We start from the raw sequence: 24,444 nt of genomic DNA on the forward strand, positions 1-24,444 counted from the left end.
GGCGGCCCGGATACCCAGGCCGCCCTTCCTATTTCAGCGGGACGATCACTTCGTCCGGATGGGCGACGTTCAGTTCCTTGCGCACCATTTCGTCGACCATGTCGGGATTGGCATGGTCCGGGTCGAGCAAGGCGACGCGGTTCTTGAGGATCGTCCGCTTCTTGTCGAGCGCGGCATAATCCTGTTCGCGTTTCACCAGCTGGCGCTGATACTCGCCATAAGCGAGCAGACCGTTGCGCCCCAGCACCGCATAGGCGCCGAAGAACGCAACGATCGTCAACCCAAGGGCGGGCAGGGCTGCCCGCCGCATGGTCCGCATGAAGGGCGTCGGCTTTCTGGTCACGATCGCCATTGTCGTACCGACACCCTTCAATTTCAAGCGCGTATCAACACGTCACGGCCCGCATAGCGCGCCGAATCGCCCAGCTCTTCCTCGATACGGATCAGCTGGTTGTACTTGGCGAGCCGGTCCGAGCGAGCGAGCGAGCCCGTCTTGATCTGACCGCAGTTCGTGGCCACCGCCAGATCGGCGATGGTCGCATCCTCGGTCTCGCCCGAACGGTGCGACATGACCGCCGTGTAGCGCGAACGCTGCGCCAGCGACACCGCCTCCAGTGTCTCGGTCAGCGTGCCGATCTGGTTGACCTTGACCAGCAGCGAGTTGGCGTAGCCGCCGTCGATGCCCTGCTTCAGACGCTTGGGGTTGGTGACGAACAGATCGTCGCCGACCAGCTGAACCTTGTCGCCGATCATGTCGGTCAGCGCCTTCCACCCTTCCCAATCGTCCTCGGCCATGCCGTCCTCGATCGACAGGATCGGGTAGTTGCGGGTCAAATTGGCGAGATATTCGGCCATCTCATGGCTCGACAGGATCTTGCCTTCGCCCGAGATATTGTACTTGCCGTCCTTGAAGAACTCGGTCGCGGCGCAGTCGAGCGCGATCATCACGTCGTCGCCGGGCTTGTACCCGGCCTTCTCAACCGACGCCATGATGAAGTCGAGCGCTTCGGTGGTCGAGGCGATGTTCGGGGCGAAGCCGCCCTCGTCACCCACGCCGGTCGCCAGACCCTTGTCGTGCAGCGCCTTCTTCAGCGTGTGGAAGATCTCCGAACCGCAACGGACCGCTTCCATGATGCTGGTCGCGCCGACCGGCATGATCATGAATTCCTGGAAGTCGATCGGATTGTCGGCATGCTCGCCACCGTTGATGATGTTCATCATCGGTACGGGCAGCAGGTGGGCCGAGACGCCCCCGACATATTTATACAGCGGCAGGCCGCGTGCCTCGGCAGCGGCCTTGGCCGCCGCAAGGCTGACGCCCAGGATCGCGTTCGCGCCCAGCCGGCCCTTATTCTCGGTGCCGTCCAGCTCGATCATCGTGCGATCCAGATCGGCCTGGTCTTCCGCATCCAGCCCGATGATCGCATCGGCGATCTCGTCGTTCACCGCCTCGACGGCGGCTTCGACGCCCTTGCCCATCCAGCGGCTCTTGTCGCCGTCGCGCTTCTCGACTGCTTCATGCGCGCCGGTCGATGCACCCGAGGGGACGGCGGCGCGGCCGAAGCTGCCATCGTCGAGCAGAACGTCCACTTCGACGGTCGGATTGCCCCGGCTGTCCAGGATTTGCCGCGCATGGATGTCGATGATTGCGGTCACGTAACGATGCTCCTACATCAGCCTTGAAGGTCCCGGCGGGCTCTATCGTGTGACCGCGCGAAGGGCAATTGCGGGAAAGCATGGAACCGTGGTTCCGCTGCCGGGGTTAAGAGGCGCACTGCCCGGTCATCCGGGCCAAAGAGGAAAGGGTTTCCCATGGCCGACACGGACAATAACTTCCCACTGTCGCAGGACGTTACGCCCAACTTCGGCGGCAACGTCGCGGTCGCGCCCGAAGTGGCCGCGCCCGACGCGGCGCCCGGCACGTTCGACGCCGAAGATTCCACAAAGAGCAAGGCGACCCTGTCGGATGCCAAGCAGCAGGTGAAGGAAGGCGCCTCCAAGGTCCAGCAGCAGGCGGTGGACAAGGTCTACGCACTCGCCGGCGACGGCAAGGCCAAGGCCGGTTCCGCGCTCGATCAGGTCGCGCAGCTCCTGAACGATGCCGCCGGTCAGGTCGATGAAAAGCTGGGCGCCCAATATGGTCAATATGCCCGTTCGGCCGCCGATACCGTCACATCCTTCTCGGGTGCGATCAAGGACAAGGATGTCGAGGAACTGATCGGCGACGCCCGCGCCTTCGTGGCGAAGAGCCCGGCGGTCGCGATCGGCATTGCCGCCGCGCTGGGCTTCGTGCTGGCGCGCGTCGTTCAGTCGGGCGTGGAAGCCCGCCCATCGGCCGACACTGCGGCGTGACCAGGGTCACCGCCCCCTTGTCGGCAACGCGGCAGGACCCGGAAACGCTGACGTCGCTGGTGTCACAGCTGGTTGATGACGGCCGGTCCTATATCACGGCCGAAATCGATCTGGCCAAGGCACGGGCCTCGGACAAGATCGCGCGTTATCGTAGCGCCGCGATCTTCATTGGGGCCGCGGCCGTATTGGCACTGGCGGCACTGATCGCCCTGCTCGTCGGGCTGATCTTCGCCTTGGCACCGGCGACCGGTCCGCTGGGGGCGACGTTGATCGTCGTCGGCGTGGTGCTGGTTGCGGCGGGTGTGCTGGCCATGATCGGCAAGTCCCGCCTGACGGGAGGAGCAGCATGACCGTCGTCGAAGCCGAGGTTCGCGCCGCTGCCGCCCGTGAGCGGATGAACCAGACCGCCTCTCGCTTGCAGGCCCGGTTGGAACCCCATGCCCTGGCGTCGCAAGCCAAGGAAGCCGGGATGTCCGCCGTAAAGTCGAGCCTGGACTGCGCAAAGAGCAACCCGGCGGCCGTCGCCGGCGGAGTCGCGGTTCTTGGCCTGTTGCTCAATCGTCGGCGGATCGCCCGCCTGTTCAAGCGCAAGCGCTGATTTGGCCCGCCGATGGGCAACCATCGGCGACATAGCCCAGAAGGATGTTCGCAATGACCACCGAAACCCAGAACGAACAGCAAAATGACCGCTTCCGCGAGAAGCTGGATCATGGTCGCGAAACGGCATCGCAGGCCTATCACGATGCCAAGGACAAGGCAGGTGAACTGGCGCATAAGACCGCGCAGACCATCGAAGCCAACCCGCTCGGCATTCTGGTCGGCGGTCTCGCCGTCGGTGTGATCGCGGGGGCATTGCTCCCCCGTTCGTCGCGCGAGAAGGAATTGCTGGCCCCGCTTGGCAAGAAGCTGGGCGAGACCGTGCGTCAGGCGACGCAGGCGGCACGCGAAGCCGGCCTGCGCGAGCTGGAAGATGCAGGGCTCACCAAGGACGCAGCGAAGGATCGCGCCCGTTCGTTGTTCGACGATGTCGTCAAGGCGGCAAGCAACGCAGGTTCGGCCGCGGCCAAGGCGGCAACGAACAAGTCGTCATCCGAACCGGCCATCTGATGATGCCATGAAGGGCGCCTCGCGATCCACGATGGACGCGGTGCGCCCTTTGCGGTGAAGGGCGGCAGACGGTGGCTTGCGGGCGACGGACGGGCTTTCTACCAAGGCGGTTCGTCAGCTTTTGAACGGGATACTCGTTTGCGCCACCTCCCCCTCGCCGCCCTTCTCGCCTCCTTGGCGCTGCCTGCCACGCCGCTTGCGGCGCAAGCCATTCCCCCCTCTCCCGCACAGCCCGGCGAAGGTCAACAGGACGCCCGGCTGAAGCAGCTTTTCCATGACAGCGACGAAGCCAGCTTGGCGCGCAACCCGATCAACGGGTTGTTCCGGGGCGATATGCGGCGGGCCGATCGCATCGGCGACTTTTTCTCGGACGCGTATATCGCTGCGGAACGCGCGGCGGCCGAGAACGACCTAAAGCGCCTGGATCAGATCGATCGGGCCAAGCTCACGCCGACGAACCAGATCGCCTATGACGTATTTCGCCAGCAGACCGAGACGACGCTGAAAGGCTTTGACCCCGCCCTGGTCGCGCTGATCATCGTGCGGCCGATGGACCATTTCTTCGGCATCCAGACCTTCTATCCCGAATTCGCAACGGGCCAGGGCGCGGCCCCGTTCAATACGGTGGCGGACTATGACAATAATCTGAAGCGCAATGTCGAATATGCCCATCTGCTCGACGAGGCGATCGGGCGGTTCCGGCAAGGCATGGCGACGGGCGTCGTCCAGCCCAAGCTGGTCGTGCGCAACATGATCGCCCAGTTCGACAATCTGCTGGCGGGAACGGTCGAGGATTCGACCTTCTATGGCCCGGTCAAGCGCTTCCCCGCCGCCATTCCAGCGGGCGAGCAGACGCGCCTCAAGGCCACCTATGCCGCTCAGATTCGCGACGTCATCATTCCTGCCGAGAAACGGATGCGGACGTTCCTGGCCGACACCTATCTTCCCGCCGCCAGAGAGTCGGTCGGTCTCGTCGGAATGCCGGGTGGTGCCAAGCTTTATTCATATCTGATCGAACAGAACACCACCCTGCCCCTCCAGGCGGACGCGGTACATCAGCTCGGCCTGTCCGAAGTCGCCCGCATCCTGAAGGCCATGGAAGTCCAGAAACAGGCGGTCGGGTTCAAGGGCAGCCTGCCCGAATTCTTCACTTTCCTACGCACCGATCCGCGCTTCCAGCCCAAATCGGCCGCACAGCTTCGCGAGGGTTACGAGGCGATCGGGCGGCGTGTCGACGCGCGCATTCGCGAGCAATTCTCGCTGATCCCCAAGACGCGGCTCGAAATTCGCCCCGTTCCAGCTTTCAAGGAAAAGACCGACGCGGGCGGCTCCTATCAGGGCGGCACGCCGGATGGCGCACGGCCCGGTGTCTTCTACTACAACACCTACGACCTGCCCTCGCGCTATATGTGGGAGATGGAGACCCTCTATCTGCACGAGGCAGTGCCGGGGCATCACTTTCAGATCAGCCTGGCGCAAGAGAATGCCGCACTTCCCGCCTTCATGCGGTTCGGTGGCAATACCGCTTATGCGGAGGGCTGGGCGCTTTATGCCGAAACCCTATGGCCGGAACTGGGTATGGAGACCGACCCCTATCAGCGTATGGGCGGCCTGAATGACGAGATGCTGCGCGCGATGCGCCTGGTCGTCGATACGGGTATCCATGCCAAGGGTTGGACGCGCGATCAGGCGATCGACTATATGCTCGCCAACTCCCCCATGGCCCGCACCGACGCGACTGCCGAGGTCGAGCGCTATATCGCCATCCCCGGTCAAGCGCTGGCGTATAAGATCGGCCAACTGACGATCAGCCGCCTCAAGGCGCAGGCCAGGGCGGAACTTGGTTCGAAATTCGATCCGCGTCGGTTCCATGCGGAGGTACTGGACACGGGTGCACTGCCGATGCCGGTCCTGGAAAAGAAGATCGCGGACTGGATCGCGGCGGAGAAGCGGCGCGGCTGATCGGCAAGAGCGCCACGTCAGGGGACGTGGCGCTTTTCCAGCTTCCGAGCCAGCGTCCGCCGGTGCATCCCGAGCCGCCGCGCGGTTTCGGAGATGTTGAAGTTGGTTTCGGCCAGCGTCTCGTTGATCCGCTCCCATTCAAGGGTCTTGATCGAGCTCGGGCGGTCGGTGATCGCCGTGGTCGTATCGCCTGCCGCCTTGTGAAAGGCCGCCTCGATGTCGTCGGTATTGGAGGGTTTGGCGAGATAGTGGCATGCCCCCAGCTTGATCGCCTCGACAGCGGTCGCGATACTCGCAAAGCCGGTCAGGACCACGATCAGCATTTCCGGATCATGCGCGTGCAATGTCTGCACGCAGGCGAGACCGGACGCCTGTCCGAGCTTCAGATCGACCACGGCATAACGCGGTGTCGTCTCCGACAGGATGGCGACCAGCGCATCCGGGCTCTGCGCGACCCAGACACGATAGCCGCGCCGCTCGAAAGACCGCTGCAGCGTGCGTGCAAAGGTCTCGTCATCCTCGACGATCACGAGCGATCGTTCTTCGTCCATCATGCCTCCCGATCCGATAAGCCGATCATGCTCAGAGGTAGTGTCAGCGTGACGACCGCGCCACCCTCCGGGCGATTGCCGGCTTCCACCCGCCCACCCAGCTTGCGAACGACGCTCGACACCAGGAACAGGCCGACACCATGCCCCTCACCCTTGGTCGATTGCTGGGGGCGTCCGACCTGCGATAGCGTCGTGGAGGTGAAGCCCGGCCCGCGATCGGTGACCCGCACGGCCACCGCGCCGCCTTCGCGCGCAACGGTCAGCCCGACCCAGCGCGGTGATGCCTCCGCCGCATTGTCGAGGACGTTCCAGACCGCCTGTTTGATCGCCGGGTCGGAGACGATCGTGGCATCGTCGTCGGTCCGCTGATAATCCAGCACGACCTGAGCATGGCTTTGCCGCCATTCGCCGACGATCGCGTCGATGAACCGCCCGACCTCCGACAGTTCCGCGGCCTCGCCGCGCGGTTCCCCGGCCGATTGCAGGATGCGGGTCACGATCGCCTTGCAGCGCTGCACCTCCGCCTGCATCTCCGCAATCTCTCCCATGAGTTCGCTATCGTCGCGAAGCTTGGGCACTCGCCGCCAGTCGCTGAGGATCACCGACAGGCTGGCAAGCGGGGTGCCGAGCTCATGCGCCGCGCCCGACGCGAGCAAGCCCATGCGTACGATATGCTCCTCCTCCGACGCCTGTTCGCGTAGGTCGGCAAGGCGCGCCGCGCTCTGGCGCAAATTGTGGCTGATCCGGGTGACGAACAGGATCAGCAGCCCGGCCACCAACGCAAAGCCCAGCCAATTGCCCAGCGTGTGAAGCCCCGCAATATCCCCAAACAGCCATGGCGGGAATGCCAGTGGCCGATGATGGAGCGACAATAGCCCGAAGCAGACACCGGTTATCCCCGCCAGCGCCCAGGCGGACCATGTCTCCAGCAGGACGGCACCGAGTACCACCTGGATCAGATAGAGCGAAATGAACGGGTTGGTCGCCCCGCCCGCGAGGAAGAGCTGCAACGTCAGCGTGCCCACATCGAACATCAGCGCGAACAGCAATTCGGTATTGGTGATGCGGTGGAAGCGAAGGCGAAAATGACTGAGCAGGTTGATCGCCACCGCCATGGCCAGCACGCCCATCATCGCCGCGACCGGAAGCTGAACCCCCATGACCCGATTGACGATCAGGATCGTCACCAACTGTCCCACCACCGCCATCCAGCGCAGGTGGATCAATTGCCGCATATTGGCCGTCCCGGCGGTCACGTCCGGTTCTCGCGGGCGGACCGTGAAGGGCAGGAACGGCGGAACGCCGGGTGTCACTCCCGTCCTCGCCGCCAAAGGATGACCAGACCGACACCGGTCAGGATGGCCAGCGCAAACCAGGTCAGCGCGTAGGACAGATGGCTGTTGCGAAAGGCGACGACCGTAAGCCCGCCGACCGGATACCCGCCGGGATTGGCCATCGCATCGGCATCAATGAAGTAGGGCGCGACCCGACCCAAATCCTTGGCCGCCGCGATGGCCGGAACATCCCGCGAATACCAGCGATCGGCAGCCGGATCATTCGAGCGGAGGAATGCGCCCTTGGGCTCACTCATCCGGATCAACCCTGTGACGCGAACCGTTCCGCCGGGCCGGTCATGCGCCTTGCGGCGCTCAGCTGGCACGAAACCGCGATTGACGAGGATGGTGAAGCGCGGGGTCACCAGCGGCGTCAGGACCCAGTAACCTGGGCCCCGCTCGGTCACTGCCTGAACGAAGCTTTCCCGATCGTTGCGAAAGACGCCTGTTGCGGTCACCCGTCGATAAACGTCTTCAGGATCAGCGAAAGGGGGCGCTATGACGGCGGGTGCGTGGAGCCGTGCATCGACCTTGGCGATCAGGTCCAGCTTCCATAGCCGGCGCTGCAACTGCCATACGCCGAGAGAAACAAACGCCGCGATCAGCGCGACACCGATCGCGGTCAGGATCGCCAACACCAGCGGCGAGCGGCCGCGCCGCTCACCACTCGTGCCGGCCTCCGTCATTACATGCCACCGCCCATCTGGGCGGCCATGTCCGGCATCATGTTGCTGTTCATGTGATACATGACCCAGATCGACCCGCTCAGCGTGATGACGACCAGCACGGCGGTAAACACCAGCGCCATCATCGTCCAGCCACCCTCCGACTTGGTGTTCATGTGGAGGAAGTAGATCATGTGGACGACGATCTGGACGAAGGCCAGACCCATGATGACGAGCGCGGTCGTCTGGGTATCGCCCAGCGCGCCGGTCATGACCGCCCAGAACGGGATGGCCGTCAGGATCACCGACAGCACGAACCCGATCATATAGCCCTTCATCGAGCCGTGACCATGCGTGTCGCCATGTGCGTGGAGGTCATGGTCCAGATTGGCGTGATCGCCATGACCATGGGGAGGATGAGCGCTCAACGGAGAACTCCCAGCAGATAGACAAAGGTGAAGACGCCGATCCAGACAACGTCCAGGAAGTGCCAGAACATCGACAGGCACATCAGGCGCCGCTTGTTCGCCTCGATCAGGCCGAAGCGGCCGACCTGGACCATCAGCGTGACCAGCCAGATCGAACCGAAGGTGACGTGCAGACCGTGCGTGCCGACCAGCGTGAAGAAGGACGACAGGAAGGCCGAACGCTGCGGACCCGCGCCCTCATGGATGAGGTTGGCGAATTCGTAGAGCTCGATCGACAAGAAGGCGAGACCGAACAGGCCGGTGATGCCCAGCCAGATCAGGGTGTTCGACTTCTGGTTCTTCTCCATCGCGATCATGGCGAAGCCATAGGTGATCGACGACAGCAGCAGCATCGAGGTGTTGAGCGCAACCAGCGGGAGCTCAAAAATCTCCCGCGGGGTCGGCCCGCCCGCATAGCTGGTGCCCAACACGCCATAGGTGGCGAACAGGATGGCGAAGATGAGGCAGTCGCTCATCAGGTACATCCAGAAGCCGATGGCGGTCGAGCCACCGGATTCGTGATGATGAACCTCGTCCTCGACCAGATAATAGGTCGGGTTCTTTGCCGGATCGGCGCTCAGAACGTCGGTCGACATGGATCAGGCCCCCTGACCGAGCAGGCGGCGCCGCTCGTTTTCCGTTGCCACGACTTCATCGACGGGGATGTAGTAATCGCGGTCATAGTTGAACGTGTGCCAGATGGCGACGACGACGACACCGATCAGGCCGAGAGCGGCGAGCCACCACATGTACCAGATCATGCCGAAACCGGCGGCGGTCGACAGGCCGGCGATGATGACGCCGGTGCCCGTGTTCTTGGGCATGTGGATCGCCCGGTAGCCTTCGATCGGTGCCTGCGCCTTCTTGTCCTTCATGTCGTACCAGGCATCCAGCTCATGGATGACGGGCGTGAACGCGAAGTTGTAATCCGGCGGCGGCGACGAGGTCGCCCACTCCAGCGTACGGCCGTCCCAGGGATCGCCCGTCACGTCGCGCAGTTCTTCCTTCTTCCAGATCGACACGCCGATCTGAACCAGGAAGGCCCCGATGCCGCCCGCGATCATCAGCGCACCCAGCAGCGCGACGACGAAGTAAATCTGCAGCGACGGATCGTCGAAGTGATGGAGGCGACGCGTCACACCCATCAGACCCATGATGTAGAGCGGCGTGAAGGCGACCCAGAAGCCGATGACCCACAGCCAGAACGACACCTTGCCCCAGAACTGGTTGAGCTTGAACCCGAAGGCCTTGGGCCACCAGTAGTTGATCGCGGCAAAGGCGCCGAACAGCACGCCGCCGATGATCACGTTATGGAAGTGCGCGATCAGGAACAGCGAATTATGCAGCACGAAGTCGGCGGGCGGAACGGCCAGCAGAACGCCGGTCATGCCACCGATGGTAAAGGTCAGCATGAACGCGATGGTCCACATCATCGGCAGCTCGAACCGGATGCGCCCCTTGTACATGGTGAACAGCCAGTTGAAGATCTTCGCCCCCGTCGGGATCGAGATCACCATAGTGGTGATGCCGAAGAACGAGTTGACGCTCGCGCCCGAACCCATGGTGAAGAAGTGGTGCAGCCACACTAGGTACGACAGGATCGTGATGACGATCGTGGCGTAGACCATCGACGTATAGCCGAACAGACGCTTGCCCGAGAAGGTCGAGGTGACTTCCGAGAACACGCCGAACAGCGGCAGGATCAGGATGTAAACCTCGGGGTGGCCCCAGATCCAGATCAGGTTCACGTACATCATCGGGTTGCCGCCGAGATTGTTCGTGAAGAAGTTGGTGCCGACATAGCGGTCGAGCGACAGCAGCACGAGCGTGGCGGTCAGCACGGGGAAGCTCGCGACGATCAGGACGTTCGCGCACAGCGAGGTCCAGCAGAACACCGGCAGCTTCATCATGGTCATGCCCGGCGCGCGCATCTTGATGATGGTCGCGATCAGGTTGATGCCCGACAGAGTCGTACCGACACCGGCCACCTGGAGTGCCCAGATATAATAATCGACGCCGACATCGGGACTGAAGTCCAGTTCCGACAGCGGTGGGAAGGCCAGCCAGCCGGTCCGCGCGAACTCGCCGATGAACAGCGACGCCATGACCAGCACAACGCCGCCCGCGGTCATCCAGAAGCTCAGATTGTTGAGATACGGGAAGGACACGTCGCGCGCACCGATCTGGAGCGGCACCACATAGTTCATCAGGCCGGTGATGATCGGCATCGCCACGAAGAAGATCATGATGACGCCGTGGGCGGTGAACACCTGATCATAGTGGTGCGAGTTCAAGAAGCCCTGATTGTCACCGAAGGCGATCGCCTGCTGCCCGCGCATCATCAGCGCGTCGGCAAAGCCGCGCAGCAGCATCACGATGCCCAGGATCATGTACATGATCCCGATGCGCTTGTGATCGACGGTGGTGAACCACTCCTTCCAGAGATAGCCCCACAGCTTGAACTTGGTGATGAGCGCCAACACCGCGATACCGCCGACTGCGACACCCAGGAAGGTGCCGACGACGATGGGCTCGTGGATCGGTAGCGACTCGATCGATAGCCGTCCGAAGATGGTCTTTATGATGTTGTCCATGATGGCGTGCCTCAGCCGCGACCCGCGCCGGCATGGCCGGGGGTCTGCGGGATGGAAAGGAAGGACATGCGGCGATTCTTCATCTCGCCCGGTTCCTGCACGCCGTTCGAGGGCACAGGCTCCTTGCTCTGATGCGGCGAGGTCTGGATTTCCTCGGGCGACTTTTCGAGCGCGCCCTTGGTCCGCTCACCGTGCATCGGCCCGGTGTTGTTGACCGGCGGATTACCCTCGCCGACCTTCATCTTGTGGGGATCGCCGCCACCGGTCATCCGATCGTGCATCATCACGTCCGACATGCACGGCGTGTTGTCCGCGACGCAGCGATTGACCACGCGGTCGAACAATCCGCCCTGCACGCCGTTGAAGTACATGGCGGGCACATATTCGCTCGGCTTTTCGATGGTCAGGAAGGACGCGCGGGTCAACTGCCCCTGCCCCTTCTGCTGCCCTGCCTGCGAAGACCGGACCTTGTCGACCCACTGGTCGAAGCCGCTCGACTGCAATGCGTAGACCGGGAAGTGCATGCCGGAGAAGCCCGCGCCGCTATAGTGCGACGACAGGCCCTTGAACGTGCCCTCGCGGTTCAGGACCGCATGAAGCTTCGTCTCCATGCCGGGCATGGTATAGATCATGCCCGCCATCGCCGGGATGTAGAAGGCGTTCATGACCGAGGTTCCGGTCAGGCGGAACTCGACCGGGCGATCGACCGGCAGCGCCAGTTCGTTGACCGTCGCGATACCCTGCTCCGGATAGATGAACAGCCATTTCCAGTCGAGCGCGACGACTTGGACCTCCAGCGGCTTGACGCCCGCAGCGATCGCCTGGCCCGGCGCGGTCCGCTCGATCGGGCGATAGGGATCGAGCAGATGGGTGCTCGTCCACGTCACTGCGCCCAGGCAGATGATGATCAGCAGCGGGGCCGACCAGATCACCAGTTCGAGCATCGTCGAATGGTCGAATTCGGGATCATATTCGGCTTGCGTGTTGCTCTTGCGATAGCGCCAGGCGAACAGCACCGTGAGCGCCATCACCGGAATGATGATGAGCAGCATCAGGGCAGTTGCGATCAGCACCAGATCGCGTTGCTGCACGGCGACGTCACCGGCAGGGTTGAGCACGACCGCGTCGCATCCCCCCAGCATGGCCAGGAGGGGCAAGGCGGCCCAGCGAAGAGGGCGCAGGCGCGCAAGGCTCGACGAATGAGACATATGGGAAGGGCCGCTACGCCTTTGCTGCACCTGCGCACATTGGACAGTTTGTCCAATCCCCCCGGACGATCGAAAGGCGCATAGGCGCAGCAGAATGGCGGTCATGCGCGGTCTTTTTGCACCGCAACCGACCTGCCTCAATAACTTGGAAGAAGTCAGGACTGGCAGCCGATGAGCGCAGAGTTAACCGCATCGACCTCGACGCCCCTTGAGCGGGACGCGCGGCTGGTCAATGCCCGCGATCCGCACCATGTCGCACCGGGCGACATCGCCATCGGCGTCATCATCGGGCGTACGTCGGAGTTCTTCGACTTCTTCGTCTACGCCATCGCCTCGGTGCTGGTTTTCCCGTCGCTCATCTTCCCCTATGTCGATGCGCTGACCGGCACGCTCTATTCGTTCGCCCTGTTCTCGCTGGCGTTCATCGCGCGCCCGATCGGCACCTTCATCTTCATGGCGGTCGATCGTAATCTGGGACGCGGGGTCAAGCTGACCATCGCGCTGTTCCTGCTGGGCGGATCGACCATGGCGATCGCCTTCCTGCCCGGCTATGCGCAGATCGGCACGTCGGCCGCCGTCCTGCTCGGTATCTTTCGGATCATGCAGGGGCTGGCGCTGGGCGGCGCCTGGGACGGCCTGCCGTCGCTCCTGTCGTTGAACGCGCCGGAGCGCCGTCGCGGCTGGTACGCGATGATCCCGCAGCTGGGCGCCCCCCTCGGCCTGCTGGTCGCCAACGGGCTGTTCGCATTCTTCCTGACGACGCTGAGCACCGCAGACTTCCTGGATTGGGGCTGGCGCTATCCGTTCTTCGTCGCCTTCGCGATCAACGTCGTGGCGCTGTTCGCCCGCCTGCGGATCGTGGCGACGCCGGAATTCCAGCGCCTGTTCGAGACCCGCGAGCTTCAGCCCGCGCCGGTCGGCGAGACGCTGAGCACCGAGGGTCGCACCGTCATCCTCGGCGCGTTCGCGCCGCTCGCCAGCTTCGCGATGTTCCACATCGTGACGGTGTTCCCGCTGTCCTGGGTCGTGCTGTTCAACCGCGAAAAGCCGCAAGACTTCATGATGATCGAGATCATCGGCAGCATCGTCGGTGTGTTCGCGATCCTCGCCTCGGGCAAGATCGCCGACCGTGTCGGGCGTCGCACCCTGCTGGGCTTCTCGGCCGCCGCGATCGCTGCCTATGCGGGCTTCGCGCCGCAGCTTCTGGATCAGGGCGGCATCGGCGAGACGATCTATATCGTGCTCGGCTTCCTGCTTCTTGGTCTGGGCTTCGGTCAGTCGTCGGGCGTCATCAACTCGGGCTTCTCGCCGTTGCGTCGCTATACCGGTGCCGCGATCACTTCGGACCTGGCATGGCTGCTGGGTGCCGGCTTCGCCCCACTGGCCGCGCTGCTGCTGTCGAGCAATTTCGGTTTGCTGTCGGTCGGCGTCTATCTGCTGTCGGGGGCCGTCGGCACGTTGGCCGCGCTGGGTATCAACAAGGAACTGGCCAAGCGCGCTTCCTGATCGGGCGCCTCTAGCACGCTTTCCAAAGAAACGGCCGGTGGAGCGATCCACTGGCCGTTTTGCTTTGTGCGTTTCGCTTCCTACATTCCCGACGAATGGGACTGGGCTGGGAGTAGAGCCGATATGAGGATAAGCAACTGGCGCATCGCCTTGCTCGCTGTGGCGACCACCGGTGTGGCGATGATCTCGGGCGTGGCGGATGCGCGTGTCCCGGCCGGTATCTGGGCCAACCCTTCGAAGACTGTACAGGTTCGCTTCGCGCCATGCGGGCGTGGTCGGGACGCGCAGCTGATGTGCGGAACGGTCGTCTGGGCCAGCGAGCAGGCCAAGGCCGACGCCGCGCGTGGCGGCACCGACCGGCTGGTCGGTACACAGCTATTCGCCGACTTCGAGGAGGAGGAACCGGGTCGTTGGGCCGGGACCGTCTTCATCCCCGATATCGGGCGCGAGGTCGAGGGTACCATCACCCAGATCGACGCCAGGACACTGGTCGGCGAGGGTTGCCTTTTCGGCCGGCTGGGATGCCGCGAGCAACGTTGGCAGCGCGTCAAATGATGAAGGCGATGGAACCGGAGCCCGTCTGCCGCGTCCCGGACCCAGGCAATAGGGAAGGAACACCATGGCTGACGATGCGCTAACGGTCATCAAGGATACGGTCGAGGACAATGTCTCCGAACGGCAGGTCGAATTCGTCGGAGAGGTGGAGGGCGAGGAATACCAGTTCGCCGTGCAATATGATTTGCTCGAAGCACTGAGCGGCGACGTCCCGGATGGCGATGCCGTTGAACTGTTTGAACGCTATTCCGATGACATATTGGAGGCAGCCCTGACGGCGCTCGGTCGGAATATGGAGCAAACGTTGATTGTCGTCAGCGAGAACGATCTCGACTGACGCACGCCCGCCGGGCCAGCGGGTCGATCAAGACGCGAATGACGGCCAGCAAATTGCGGCAAATGTGCGCGATGCTGGTCGTCAACTGGTGATAGCCCTATGTTTTAGACGGTGTTACAGCTGTTTTTGGTCGCGCGCAGCGCGCCCTCGCTGCCCTTTATCGGATGATGTGCCGACCGACCGCGAGGACTTTGGATGCGGTGATCCGATGATCCAGACCCTTCACACGGCATCGCTTCGCACGGCGCGTGCGAGGTTCGATACGCGAGATTCCGCTGCCGACCGACATGACCTGCGTATCGAGAGAAGGCCAGCGCATCCGCCCAGATTGCGTCGAAGCGGGTGGAAGGGGCCAGAGCGCGCGGTGGCCTAGATCAGAAGCATCGATTCCGGCCAAATGGGACGCTAAATCCGAGGTTGACCAGTCGCGCGAGGCTTACGCATGCGGCCTCTCCCTTCGTCCGGAAGGGCTTGTTCCCGACGATTGTGAACTCGGTTCGCTACTATCCCACAGCCGACCGCCATATCTCAGAGCTCTTCGCCAGCCAGAGTCGCAGCCGCCTGGATGACGGCGAGGTGGGTCAATCCTTGCGGCATGTTGCCCAGATAATGGCCGGTCCCGGCATCGATCATCTCCGCATAGAGCCCGCAGCCCCGGCTATCGAGCGCCTCTGTCGCGGCGTCGAACGCAGCCTTCGCTGCGTCATGCTGGCCCAGAATCGCACGCGCCTCGATCATCCAGAAGGTGCAGGCGAGGAAGCACGCCTCCTCCTTATGGACGCCGGAATAGCGATAGTGGAACGCCCCCTCACCCAATTCCCGGTCGAGTGCGTCGAGCGTCCGCGCCAAACGGTCCTGCCCGTCGAAGCGAAACCGCACCGCCAGCGCCAGGCTGGCGTCGAGAGCGTCACTGTCGGGATGCATCAGATAGGCGCCGCGCTTTTCCGACCAGCAATGTTCGCCGATCCACGCTTCGATCCTGTCGCGTTCGCGTGCCCATCGGTCGCGGCAGGTCGTGGGGATTTGCCCCTCGTCGGCCAGTTCCACCGCGCGCGCCAGCGCCTGCCAGCAACTGATCTTCGACATGGTATAGTGGCGCTGCTCGGGCAGTTCCCATATGCCAGCGTCGGGCAGGCGCCAGCGATCGGCGCAGCTGTCCGCCAAATGTGACAAGGTCTCGGCGCTGGAAGTGTCGAGAAAATTGCCGCACGCCACGAAACGGCTCGCCGTCTCGAAAATATCGCCGTAAATGCCGTGCTGATGCTGGCTGCCGGCCAGATTTCCGACCCTGACGGGGCGGGAATGGCGATAACCGGATACCGCAATCTCCTGCTCGGCGGGCACGGGCTGCCCCTCCAGCGTGTAGCAGACCTGCGGCTCGCCCTCTCCCAGACGCTTGAGCAACCAGGTAAACGCCGCCTTCGCTTCGCCATAAGCGCCGATGCGCAGGAACGCCTTGATCGTATAGCCTGCATCCCGGACCCACGCGTAGCGATAGTCGTAGTTCTTGGAGCCTCCGATCCCCTCCGGTAAAGAGGTCGTCGCCGCGGCGGTGATCGCGCCAGTCGGTGAGTAGAGAAGCAGTTTGAGCGCGAGCGCGCTCCGCAGGATGCGGTCGCGGTGCAGGTCCGGTACCTTCAAATTGCCCGACCATTGCCGCCATTCGAAGTCCGAGAGGTCGATCCGTGCGTCGATCTGTTCGATGTCCTGACAGACCAGGGGCTCGTCCTCGCCCGCGATGATCGCGATGCGGGCCCGGTCACCCGGCCCGACCGCCGCCGTGCCGGTCACCAACCCATCCTCGACCCGGTCGATGGTCACATGCGCACAGTGGCGAAATATGCCGAGCACCCGGTCGACGTGAAAAACATTATGCCCACCCGCCGGCGCGAAATAAGGGCTGACCGTGTCCGCCCTTCGGCTGAAGCGCAGCGTGATCGCGAAGCGGACATGTCCGTCCAGCCCTTCCACCCGCCGCGCCAATTCCGCCCAAGGCAAACGCCCCGCCGGCCCGCTGTTGATCGACTCGACCAGCTTGGCGCGACCGCTTGCGGTGGTGAAGATCGTCTCCAGCACATTGCTGTCGGGGCGGTAGGTGCGCGCGACGGTGAAGGGCTCGACCGGGGTGATCGAAAAGCATCCGCCACGCTCACCATCCAGCAGTCGGTCGAACAACGGCGCGGAGTCCATATTGGGCACGCACCACCAGTCGATCGAACCGTCCGCACCGCTCAAGGCGACGCTGCGCCCATCGCCCAGCGCGGCATAATTTTCCAGATCCAGGAACCCGTCGGCGTCACGGAGCGGATCGGCATGCTGATCGGGCAATGTCACGGGGATGCTCGCTCCAGATATGGGTAATGATGCAGGTTAGTCTCTGGAAACTCGCCAAATGCATTAAGTCTCCGTGGGACCTTCCTGGCATTTGCGCGTTGCAGCATCCGTATCGACATTTGGGAGCATCGGCATGAGCCTGGCATCGGCATTGGGATTCGGTTCGAAAAAAGTTCGCTATGCCGTTGTCGGCGCGGGCGACATCACTCAGTCGGCGATGCTCCCCGGCATCAGCCACACCGGCAACTCCGAACTGACCGCCATCGTCACCGGCGACGCCGAAAAGGGTCGCCTTCTCGCCAAGAAATATGGCGTCGAGCATGTCTACTCCTATGCCGAGTTCGACAAGCTGCTGACCGCCAATGTCTGTGACGCCATCTATCTCGGCACTCCCAATTGGCGTCATGCAGAGTTCGCGATACCGGCGCTGGAAGCTGGCATTCACGTCCTTTGCGAAAAGCCGCTCGAGATTTCGGTCGAGAAGGCACGCGCCATTCAGGATGCAGAGCGCCGCTCGACCGCAAAGCTGATGACCGCCTATCGCCTCCACTTCGAGCCCGGCACGCTGGATGCGATCGAGAAGATCCGGAACGGCGAACTGGGTGAATTGGTCGGCTTCACTTCCTGCTTCGGGCAGAAGCTCGATCCCGACAATCACCGCGCCAAGCATGGGCTGGAAGCCGGGCCGTTGCTCGACATGGCGCCCTACCCCATCAACGCCATCCGCTATCTCTTCGGTGCCGAGCCCGTCGCGGTCGAGAGCGCGGTCGCCACGCGACAGCCGAGCGCCGGGCTGGGCGACCTCGACGATACCTTTGCGGTGGTATTGCGGATGCCGGGCGACAAGCTGGCCAGCTTCACCGTCAGCTATGTGATGAACAATATCGACAGCCTGATCGTGGCGGGCATGAAGGGCTCGATCCATATGAGTCCGGCCTATGGCTTTCAGTCGGCAATCGAACAGAATGTCACGATCGGCGACAAGCAGAGCCATGAGAAATTCAAGCATACCGATCACTTCGGCGGCGAGATGCGCTATTTCTCCGATTGTATCCTAAACGATCGCGATCCCGAGCCGGACGCCGAAGAGGGATTGTCGGACCTTCGCGTGATCGAAGGCATCGTCAAGGCGTTGCAAACCGGTGGGCGCGTGGAGCTGCCGCCGTTCACCCGCACCCGCCGTATCGACCCGGCGAGCCAGCGCCAGACCCTATCGGCAGTCAGTCCGCCGGAGCCCGTGAAGGCGAAATCGCCGACCGGCGCGCATTGATCGCAATTAGGCCATTTTACGCGGAGCGGAATAACGGCATCAATCGTTACGCTCGCGATGACATATCTGGTGTTACGTTAGGGAGGTGACGGTGGAAGATCGGGACGAAAAGCTTCGCCAACGGGCCTATGACATCTGGCAGGCTGAGGGCGAGCCGCATGGGCGCGACCGTGAACATTGGGAGATGGCCGAACGCGAGTTCACGCCGGCTTCCGACGAGACCTCGGCACCGGTGACGGAGGATGCCGCCAAGCCGAAAGCGGCCGCGCCACGTCGGAAAAAGGCCGTTGCGTCCGCCCCGTCGGAGGCGGAAACTTCGGAACCTGGCGCCAAGCCCAAGACGCGAAAGCCACGGGTCGCCAAACCGGGCTGACGATTTGCCCCGATGATGCGCCACCTTAACGGCGGTCGTCGGGGCCTCTCCCCGCGTGTTCCGCAATCCTGCCGTGTTGACCTGTCGCATAGTCGTCCGACTTTTGCCGGAGAGCTTCCTTGACCGCATTGCCCGACCAGATTCTTTCCGGTTCCGCCCATCCGCTGGGCGCCACCTTCGACGGTGAAGGCGTGAATTTCGCCGTATTCTCGGCCAATGCCGACAGGATCGAGCTTTGCGTGTTCGATCCCCAGGGCAAGCGCGAACTCAAGCGCTACACGCTTCCTGAGTGCACCGATGAGGTATGGCACGGCTATCTGCCCGATGTCGGCCCCGGCCTATTATACGGATACCGCGCGCATGGCCGCTATGAGCCGGAGGCGGGCCATCGTTTCAACCCCAACAAGCTGCTTCTCGACCCCTATGCGCGCAAGCTGCATGGCGAGATCAAGTGGACCGATGCGCTGCACGGCTATCAGATCCGGTCCAAGAAGGAAGATCTCAGCTTCGACAAGCGGGACAGTGCCGCCGCCATGCCCAAGGCGGTCGTGGTGGACGATCATTTCGACTGGTCGCGCGACGTCAAACCGAACACCCCCTGGTCCGAGACGGTCATTTACGAAGCGCATGTCAAGGGCCTGACCAAGCTGATGGACCTTGTGCCCCCGCGTGAGCGCGGCACGTATGCCGGACTCGGCCACCCGGCGGTCATCAAGCATCTGAAGCGGATCGGCGTCACGGCGATCGAGTTGCTGCCGATCCATAGCTTCACACAGGATCGCTTCCTTCAGGAAAAGGGGCTGCGCAACTATTGGGGCTATAACACGCTGGGCTTCTTCGCCCCGGAGCAGGCCTATTTTGCGAGCGATACCCAGGACGAGCTGCGCCGGGCGGTGCACCGGCTCCATAAGGCGGGGATCGAGGTTATCCTCGACGTCGTCTACAACCACACCTGCGAAGGCTCGGAAAAGGGCCCGACCCTGTCCTGGCGCGGCCTCGACAATGCCAGCTATTATCGGCTGGTACAGGATCAGCCACGCTACACCATCAACGATACCGGTACCGGCAACACGCTGAACCTGTCCAAGGCGCGGGTCATTCAGATGGTGGCGGACTCGCTGCGTTACTGGGCGACCAGCTTCGGCGTGGACGGCTTCCGCTTCGACCTGGGCTTGACGCTGGGGCGTGAGGCGGACGGGTTCGACCCCGGCTCGGCCTTTTTCGACGTGCTTCGGCAGGACCCGGTTCTGGGCCGTCTCAAGCTCCTGACCGAACCATGGGATGTGGGCCCGGGCGGCTATCAGCTTGGCAACTTTCCGCCTGGCTTCTCGGAGTGGAACGACAAATATCGGGACACCGTCCGCAAGTTCTGGCGCGGCGACGCGGGGCAGCGCGGCGAACTCGCGGCGCGGCTGTCCGGCTCGGGCGACCTGTTCGACCGCCGGGCGCGGCGCCCCTGGGCCAGCCTCAACATGCTCGCGGCGCATGACGGTTTCACTTTGGCCGATACCGTGATGTACGAGGAGCGCCACAACGAAGCGAACAAGGAAGACAATCGCGACGGCCATTCCGAAAACTATTCCCGCAACTGGGGCGCCGAAGGGCCGACCGAGGACGAAAGCATCAACGCCGCACGCGGGCGCGTGATGCGGTCGATGATGACCACCTTGTTCGTGTCGCTTGGAACGCCGATGATCGTGGCGGGGGACGAGTTCGGCCGGACTCAGCAGGGCAACAACAACGCCTATTGCCAGGATAACGAGATCAGCTGGCTCGATTGGAAGGCCGCGGCGTCGGAGGAGGGCGAGACGATGATCGCCTTCACCGCCAGGCTGGCCGAATTGCGCCGCCGCTATCAGGTCCTGCGCGCGCCGCACTTCCTGTACGGTCAGGATACGCCGGGCCATGGCATCAACGACATCGAATGGTGGGACGAGCGCGGTGAACAGCTGAGCCCAGAGGATTGGGACAATCCCGAGGGCCGCGCGCTGATGATGCGGCGCGCCACCGCGATCGAGGATGGATCGGTGGAGGCGGTATCGCTGCTGCTCAACGCCTCGCCCGATCCGATCACCTTCACCCTGCCCCCGCCCCACGCCACCCGCACCGTCCTGATCGACAGCGCCAAGCCCGAACAGGGCGAAGTCGAGATTGACGACAGCTATGAAGTCGGGCCGCAGAGCGCGGTGCTGATCACCTGGCGCAATGTGGTCGCGGCATGACGCATTGGGGCCCCCAACTACGCGAGGGCGCGGACACCGTCTTTCGCCTCTGGGCGCCGGACCGGGACGCGGTGACGCTGGAAATCGATGGTGCTCCCTCGGTTCCCATGCGCCGCGATGGCGAAGGCTGGTTCCACGCCGACGCGCCTGCCGGAGCGGGGACGCGCTATCGCTTCCGGCTGGATGCCGAGCTGGCGGTGCCCGATCCCGCCTCGCGTCTACAGTCCGGCGGCGTCCATGGCTGGAGCGTGGTCGTCGACCCGGCCTTTGCCTGGAGTGCGACCGAATGGCGCGGACGGCCGTGGGAGGAAACGGTCCTGTTGGAGGTCCATGCGGGCGCGTTAGGCGGCTTTGCGGGCATCCGCGATAGCCTGCCTGCCATCGCCGCGTCCGGGATCACCGCGATCGAACTGATGCCGGTCAACACGTTCGGAGGCACGCGCAACTGGGGTTATGACGGCGTGCTGCCTTATGCCGTGGCGGAGCCTTATGGCTCACCCGCCGAGTTGAAGACGCTGGTGGACAGCGCCCATGCGCTGGGCGTCTCCGTCTTCCTCGACGTGGTGTATAATCACTTCGGGCCCGACGGAAATTACCTGAACGCCTATGCCAGCGCCTTCTTCGACCCGGACGTGGACACGCCCTGGGGCGGGGCGGTGGCGGTCGATGCGGACCCGGTGCACCGCTTCTTCGTCGATAACGCGCTGATGTGGTTGCGCGACTATCGGATCGACGGACTGCGCTTCGACGCGGTTCATGCCATCGCCAATGACGGCTTTCTTGATCGCATGGCGACCGAAATCCGTGCTGCCCTGCCCGAACGCCATGTCCATCTGGTGCTGGAGAACGAGAAGAACGATGCCGAGCGGCTGGGGCCGGGACGCTATGACGCGCAGTGGAACGACGACTTCCACAATGTCCTGCACGTCCTTTTGACCGGCGAGACGAGCGCCTATTATGGCGACTTTGCGGATCGCCCGGCGGAACGCCTCGCCCGCTGTCTGAAAGACGGGTTCATATATCAGGGCGAAGGCTCGGCCAATCATGACGGCGCGCCCCGTGGCAAGCCCTCCGGCCATTTGCCGAGCACGGCCTTCGTCGCCTTTCTGCAAAATCACGATCAGGTCGGCAACCGGGCCATGGGCGAGCGGCTGATCCACCTGACCGACCGTGACAAGCTGCGCGCCGCCACGGCCTTACTGCTGCTCGGCCCACAGATACCCCTGTTGTTCATGGGCGAGGATGAAGGGAGCGAGAGCCCGTTCCTGTTCTTCACCGATTTCCACGACGAACTTGCCGACGCGGTGCGTGAAGGGCGACGCCGCGAATTCGCCAAATTCGACGCCTTTGCCGACGCGAAAGCGCGCGAGAAAATCCCGGACCCCAACGCCCTCGCAACCTTCGAGGCGTCGATCCCCAAACCGGGTCCTGCCGCCGGCGAATGGCGTGCATTGTATCGCGAATTGCTGAGCCTGCGTTGCGCCCACATCGTACCGCGCTTGCAAGGCGCGGTCGGTCTGGCGGCGGACGTCCATGGCACCGCAGGGGTCAAGGCGCGCTGGCGAATGGCGGGCGGCGCGATCCTGACCATCGCCATCGACCTCAGCGATACGCCCGTCCTCCCCAATGGCGATGACGGCGACCTGATCTTCCGTGAAGCCGATCGCTTCGCGGCATGGATCGCGACATGAGCGATCTTCACGCCCGCGCCGAGGCGGCTGGACTGTCGCTCGAATGGGAAGACGCCAAGGGGAAGACACAACGCGTATCCGACGATGTGCTGTCGGCCATCCTCGAACGGTTGGACATCGAAACGGGGGAAGTGACCTTCGTCTCGGGCGATGCGGAACAGAGTGTCGCACTGCCGCATGGGTGGCGGGCCGGAGCCGCGCAGTTGACGCGGGAAGACGGTGCGACCCTGTCGGTGATGCTGGAAGAGCATCAAGATGGCGTTCGCCTGCCGGTGCAGGCGATATGCGGCTATCACAGACTGGAACAGGCGGGGCGTGCGCTGACGCTCGCCATCGCGCCGCCGCGATGCCCCGCTCCCCCGTCGGGACGGCATTGGGGAAGCGCGGTCCAGATCCCTTCCCTGCGCGAAGGGGGCGGGACTTATGGCGACTTCGCCAGCCTCGCCGCCGCCGCCTCGACATTGGGGCGGGCCGGGGCCGCCGCGCTGGCGATCAGTCCGGTTCATGCGCTGTTCCCGGCGGATGCGAGCCGGTTCAGCCCCTATGCCCCGTCGAGCCGCCTGTTCCGGAACATCTGGCTCGCGCCCGCTGGCGAGCCCGTCCCGCAAGACGATGACCTGATCGACTGGCCCAGCGCCGCGCCCGACCGGATGCGGGATTTGCGATTGGCCTATGATCGGCTTTCGGGGTCGGAAGAGCAGGCCTTTGCCGAATGGCGGCGACAGGCGGGCGAACGGCTGGCGGCGCAGGCGCTTTACGACACGCTGCACGCCTATTTCCATCAGCGCGACCGCGCCGCCGGCTGGCCCGACTGGCCAGTCGCCTATCGCGATCCAAACGGGGACGCCGTGGCGCGCTTCGCCGAGGAGCATGAGGATGCCATCCGCTTCCATGCCTTTGCGCAGTGGCATGCGGAGCGCGCGCTGGAGGCAGCGGCGGAAGCGGCACGACAAAGCGGCATGGCGATCGGGCTGATCGCCGACCTTGCGATCGGGGTCGCGGCCAACGGCGCCGACGGCTGGAGCCGACCACAGGATTTGTTGACCGGCCTGTCGATCGGCGCCCCCCCCGATCCCCTGGGGCCGGACGGGCAGAATTGGGGGATTACCGCCCTCTCCCCCTTCGCGCTGCGGCGTCAGGGTTTCGCGCCCTTCATCGACACCCTCCGCGCCGTCTTCGCCCATGCTGGCGGCATTCGTATCGATCATGCGTTGGGGCTTTGTCGCCTCTGGGTCGTTCCCGATGGAGCCCCTGCCGATCAGGGTGCCTATCTGGCGATGCCGTTCGCCGACATGCTGCGCATCCTGAAGATCGAGGCGCACCGCGCCAATGGCGGGCGCGGTGCGATCGTGATCGGTGAGGATCTGGGCACCGTCCCACCCGGCTTCCGCGACGTGATGGCTGGTGCCGGGATGCTGGGCATGCGCGTCCTGCCGTTCGAACGCGATCAGCATGGCGGGTTCACGCCTCCCGAACGCTGGGACGAACAGGCGATTGCGATGACCGCGACCCATGACATCCCGACCGTCGCGGGTTGGTGGCAGGGCCGCGACCTGACGTGGCGGGCTCGGATCGCCGGAAAGCCCGTTTCTCCCGACGACGAACAAAACCGCGGCAAGGAACGAACGTCACTCTGGGATATGGTTGGTCAGGGCACACCTCAGCCCGACGATGCGACCCCGGTCGTCGAAGCGGCGATCCACGCGGTGGCCTCGACGCCCTGTCCACTTGCCATCGTGCCGGTCGAGGATTTGCTGGCGCTGGAGGAGCAGCCCAATCTGCCCGGCACCACGGACGAACATCCCAATTGGCGCCGTCGCCTCCCCGGCGATCTCGCCACTTGCCTGGCCGACCCCGATGCGGCGCGCCGTATCGCCACTCTCAACGCCCGCTGATCCGCTTCTTGCCCAAAGGAT

General features: G+C 63.8%; 23 protein-coding genes. 13 read left to right on the forward strand and 10 right to left on the reverse strand.

Translation table 11 applies throughout. The features are described 5' to 3' along the window. Nucleotides 1-28: 28 nt before the first annotated feature. Nucleotides 29-319 (reverse strand): septum formation initiator family protein, encoded by a 291-nt coding sequence (locus tag NZL82_RS09785; RefSeq protein WP_261269607.1) that lies wholly within the window; start codon nt 317-319, stop codon nt 29-31. 56 nt (nt 320-375) lie between these two features. After that, nucleotides 376-1,656, reverse strand: coding sequence for a phosphopyruvate hydratase (gene eno / locus NZL82_RS09790; protein ID WP_261269568.1), 1,281 nt, complete (start codon nt 1,654-1,656; stop codon nt 376-378). Between the two features lie 156 nt (nt 1,657-1,812). Here eno and NZL82_RS09795 point away from each other — a divergent pair, with 156 nt between their 5' ends. From NZL82_RS09795 to NZL82_RS09815, 5 genes are all read left to right on the forward strand, one after another. Next, nucleotides 1,813-2,352, forward strand: a complete 540-nt coding sequence (locus NZL82_RS09795; protein WP_261269569.1) for a hypothetical protein — start codon at nt 1,813-1,815, stop codon at nt 2,350-2,352. Beyond that, nucleotides 2,349-2,702, forward strand: a complete 354-nt coding sequence (locus NZL82_RS09800; protein ID WP_261269570.1) for a phage holin family protein — start codon at nt 2,349-2,351, stop codon at nt 2,700-2,702. The genes NZL82_RS09795 and NZL82_RS09800 overlap by 4 nt, the downstream gene beginning before the upstream one ends. Beyond that, nucleotides 2,699-2,950 carry a phosphatase gene (locus NZL82_RS09805; protein WP_261269571.1) on the forward strand — a complete coding sequence of 84 codons (252 nt, stop codon included), beginning with the start codon at nt 2,699-2,701 and terminating at the stop codon, nt 2,948-2,950. The genes NZL82_RS09800 and NZL82_RS09805 overlap by 4 nt, the downstream gene beginning before the upstream one ends. 53 nt (nt 2,951-3,003) lie before the next feature. Further along, a complete protein-coding gene (locus tag NZL82_RS09810) occupies nt 3,004-3,459 on the forward strand; it encodes a hypothetical protein (protein ID WP_261269572.1) in 456 nt (151 codons plus the stop codon). Nucleotides 3,460-3,597: 138 nt separating this feature from the next. Then, the gene (locus NZL82_RS09815) at nt 3,598-5,421 is read left to right on the forward strand and encodes a DUF885 domain-containing protein (protein WP_405051358.1); all 1,824 of its coding nucleotides are present in this window, start codon (nt 3,598-3,600) and stop codon (nt 5,419-5,421) included. 17 nt (nt 5,422-5,438) lie between these two features. On the opposite strand, the gene NZL82_RS09820 is transcribed toward NZL82_RS09815, so the two are convergent. Genes NZL82_RS09820 through cyoA form a run of 7 tightly spaced genes read right to left on the reverse strand, consistent with a single transcriptional unit; the run spans nt 5,439 to nt 12,240 of the window. Beyond that, nucleotides 5,439-5,972 (reverse strand): response regulator transcription factor, encoded by a 534-nt coding sequence (locus tag NZL82_RS09820; RefSeq protein WP_261269574.1) that lies wholly within the window; start codon nt 5,970-5,972, stop codon nt 5,439-5,441. Further along, a complete protein-coding gene (locus NZL82_RS09825; protein ID WP_405051359.1) occupies nt 5,972-7,285 on the reverse strand; it encodes an ATP-binding protein in 1,314 nt (437 codons plus the stop codon). Before NZL82_RS09825 ends, NZL82_RS09820 begins: the two co-directional genes overlap by 1 nt. Next, on the reverse strand, nt 7,282-7,992 hold the full coding sequence (locus tag NZL82_RS09830) for an SURF1 family protein (RefSeq protein ID WP_261269575.1): 711 nt from the start codon (nt 7,990-7,992) through the stop codon (nt 7,282-7,284). Before NZL82_RS09830 ends, NZL82_RS09825 begins: the two co-directional genes overlap by 4 nt. Next, nucleotides 7,992-8,399, reverse strand: a complete 408-nt coding sequence (cyoD, locus tag NZL82_RS09835) for a cytochrome o ubiquinol oxidase subunit IV (RefSeq protein ID WP_405051360.1) — start codon at nt 8,397-8,399, stop codon at nt 7,992-7,994. Before cyoD ends, NZL82_RS09830 begins: the two co-directional genes overlap by 1 nt. Then, nucleotides 8,396-9,034 (reverse strand): cytochrome o ubiquinol oxidase subunit III, encoded by a 639-nt coding sequence (gene cyoC, locus NZL82_RS09840; RefSeq protein ID WP_261269576.1) that lies wholly within the window; start codon nt 9,032-9,034, stop codon nt 8,396-8,398. The genes cyoD and cyoC overlap by 4 nt, the downstream gene beginning before the upstream one ends. 3 nt (nt 9,035-9,037) lie before the next feature. Then, a complete protein-coding gene (cyoB, locus tag NZL82_RS09845; RefSeq protein WP_261269577.1) occupies nt 9,038-11,032 on the reverse strand; it encodes a cytochrome o ubiquinol oxidase subunit I in 1,995 nt (664 codons plus the stop codon). A gap of 11 nt (nt 11,033-11,043) precedes the next feature. Next, a complete protein-coding gene (cyoA, locus tag NZL82_RS09850; protein ID WP_261269578.1) occupies nt 11,044-12,240 on the reverse strand; it encodes a ubiquinol oxidase subunit II in 1,197 nt (398 codons plus the stop codon). A 171-nt stretch (nt 12,241-12,411) separates the two neighbouring features. Here cyoA and NZL82_RS09855 point away from each other — a divergent pair, with 171 nt between their 5' ends. The 3 genes from NZL82_RS09855 to NZL82_RS09865 all read left to right on the forward strand — a co-directional run bounded on the left by NZL82_RS09855 (nt 12,412) and on the right by NZL82_RS09865 (nt 14,638). Beyond that, complete coding sequence (locus NZL82_RS09855) at nt 12,412-13,746, forward strand: MFS transporter (protein WP_261269579.1); 1,335 nt, start codon at nt 12,412-12,414, stop codon at nt 13,744-13,746. 123 nt (nt 13,747-13,869) lie between these two features. Continuing rightward, a complete protein-coding gene (locus NZL82_RS09860; protein ID WP_261269580.1) occupies nt 13,870-14,301 on the forward strand; it encodes a DUF2147 domain-containing protein in 432 nt (143 codons plus the stop codon). A gap of 64 nt (nt 14,302-14,365) precedes the next feature. Further along, nucleotides 14,366-14,638, forward strand: a complete 273-nt coding sequence (locus tag NZL82_RS09865) for a DUF1488 family protein (protein ID WP_261269581.1) — start codon at nt 14,366-14,368, stop codon at nt 14,636-14,638. 528 nt (nt 14,639-15,166) lie between these two features. Here the strand turns inward: NZL82_RS09865 and NZL82_RS09870 are convergent. After that, complete coding sequence (locus tag NZL82_RS09870) at nt 15,167-16,972, reverse strand: glycoside hydrolase family 15 protein (RefSeq protein ID WP_261269582.1); 1,806 nt, start codon at nt 16,970-16,972, stop codon at nt 15,167-15,169. Between the two features lie 133 nt (nt 16,973-17,105). On the opposite strand from NZL82_RS09870, the gene NZL82_RS09875 reads away from it, so the two are divergent. From NZL82_RS09875 to malQ, 5 genes are all read left to right on the forward strand, one after another. Next, nucleotides 17,106-18,242, forward strand: a complete 1,137-nt coding sequence (locus NZL82_RS09875) for a Gfo/Idh/MocA family protein (RefSeq protein WP_261269583.1) — start codon at nt 17,106-17,108, stop codon at nt 18,240-18,242. Nucleotides 18,243-18,333: 91 nt separating this feature from the next. Next, nucleotides 18,334-18,615, forward strand: a complete 282-nt coding sequence (locus NZL82_RS09880) for a DUF2934 domain-containing protein (protein ID WP_261269584.1) — start codon at nt 18,334-18,336, stop codon at nt 18,613-18,615. A 119-nt stretch (nt 18,616-18,734) separates the two neighbouring features. Next, the gene (gene glgX / locus NZL82_RS09885; RefSeq protein ID WP_261269585.1) at nt 18,735-20,837 is read left to right on the forward strand and encodes a glycogen debranching protein GlgX; all 2,103 of its coding nucleotides are present in this window, start codon (nt 18,735-18,737) and stop codon (nt 20,835-20,837) included. Next, a complete protein-coding gene (gene treZ / locus NZL82_RS09890; protein WP_261269586.1) occupies nt 20,834-22,528 on the forward strand; it encodes a malto-oligosyltrehalose trehalohydrolase in 1,695 nt (564 codons plus the stop codon). The genes glgX and treZ overlap by 4 nt, the downstream gene beginning before the upstream one ends. After that, nucleotides 22,525-24,423 (forward strand): 4-alpha-glucanotransferase, encoded by a 1,899-nt coding sequence (gene malQ, locus NZL82_RS09895; protein ID WP_261269587.1) that lies wholly within the window; start codon nt 22,525-22,527, stop codon nt 24,421-24,423. Before treZ ends, malQ begins: the two co-directional genes overlap by 4 nt. The last annotated feature ends 21 nt before the right edge of the window (nt 24,424-24,444 follow it).

This window comes from Sphingomonas sp. LC-1, assembly GCF_025371035.1.
Lineage (GTDB): Bacteria > Pseudomonadota > Alphaproteobacteria > Sphingomonadales > Sphingomonadaceae > Sphingomonas > Sphingomonas sanguinis_E.

Coding starts and splice junctions, on each gene's coding strand:
- NZL82_RS09830 (WP_261269575.1), bottom strand. CDS start 7,992: ATGACGGAGGCCGGCACGAGTGGTGAGCGGCGCGGCCGCTCGCCGCTG.
- NZL82_RS09875 (WP_261269583.1), top strand. CDS start 17,106: ATGAGCCTGGCATCGGCATTGGGATTCGGTTCGAAAAAAGTTCGCTAT.
- cyoC (WP_261269576.1), bottom strand. CDS start 9,034: ATGTCGACCGACGTTCTGAGCGCCGATCCGGCAAAGAACCCGACCTAT.
- NZL82_RS09820 (WP_261269574.1), bottom strand. CDS start 5,972: ATGGACGAAGAACGATCGCTCGTGATCGTCGAGGATGACGAGACCTTT.
- malQ (WP_261269587.1), top strand. CDS start 22,525: ATGAGCGATCTTCACGCCCGCGCCGAGGCGGCTGGACTGTCGCTCGAA.
- NZL82_RS09865 (WP_261269581.1), top strand. CDS start 14,366: ATGGCTGACGATGCGCTAACGGTCATCAAGGATACGGTCGAGGACAAT.
- treZ (WP_261269586.1), top strand. CDS start 20,834: ATGACGCATTGGGGCCCCCAACTACGCGAGGGCGCGGACACCGTCTTT.
- NZL82_RS09805 (WP_261269571.1), top strand. CDS start 2,699: ATGACCGTCGTCGAAGCCGAGGTTCGCGCCGCTGCCGCCCGTGAGCGG.
- cyoB (WP_261269577.1), bottom strand. CDS start 11,032: ATGGACAACATCATAAAGACCATCTTCGGACGGCTATCGATCGAGTCG.
- NZL82_RS09860 (WP_261269580.1), top strand. CDS start 13,870: ATGAGGATAAGCAACTGGCGCATCGCCTTGCTCGCTGTGGCGACCACC.
- NZL82_RS09795 (WP_261269569.1), top strand. CDS start 1,813: ATGGCCGACACGGACAATAACTTCCCACTGTCGCAGGACGTTACGCCC.
- NZL82_RS09855 (WP_261269579.1), top strand. CDS start 12,412: ATGAGCGCAGAGTTAACCGCATCGACCTCGACGCCCCTTGAGCGGGAC.
- NZL82_RS09810 (WP_261269572.1), top strand. CDS start 3,004: ATGACCACCGAAACCCAGAACGAACAGCAAAATGACCGCTTCCGCGAG.
- NZL82_RS09785 (WP_261269607.1), bottom strand. CDS start 319: ATGCGGACCATGCGGCGGGCAGCCCTGCCCGCCCTTGGGTTGACGATC.
- cyoA (WP_261269578.1), bottom strand. CDS start 12,240: ATGTCTCATTCGTCGAGCCTTGCGCGCCTGCGCCCTCTTCGCTGGGCC.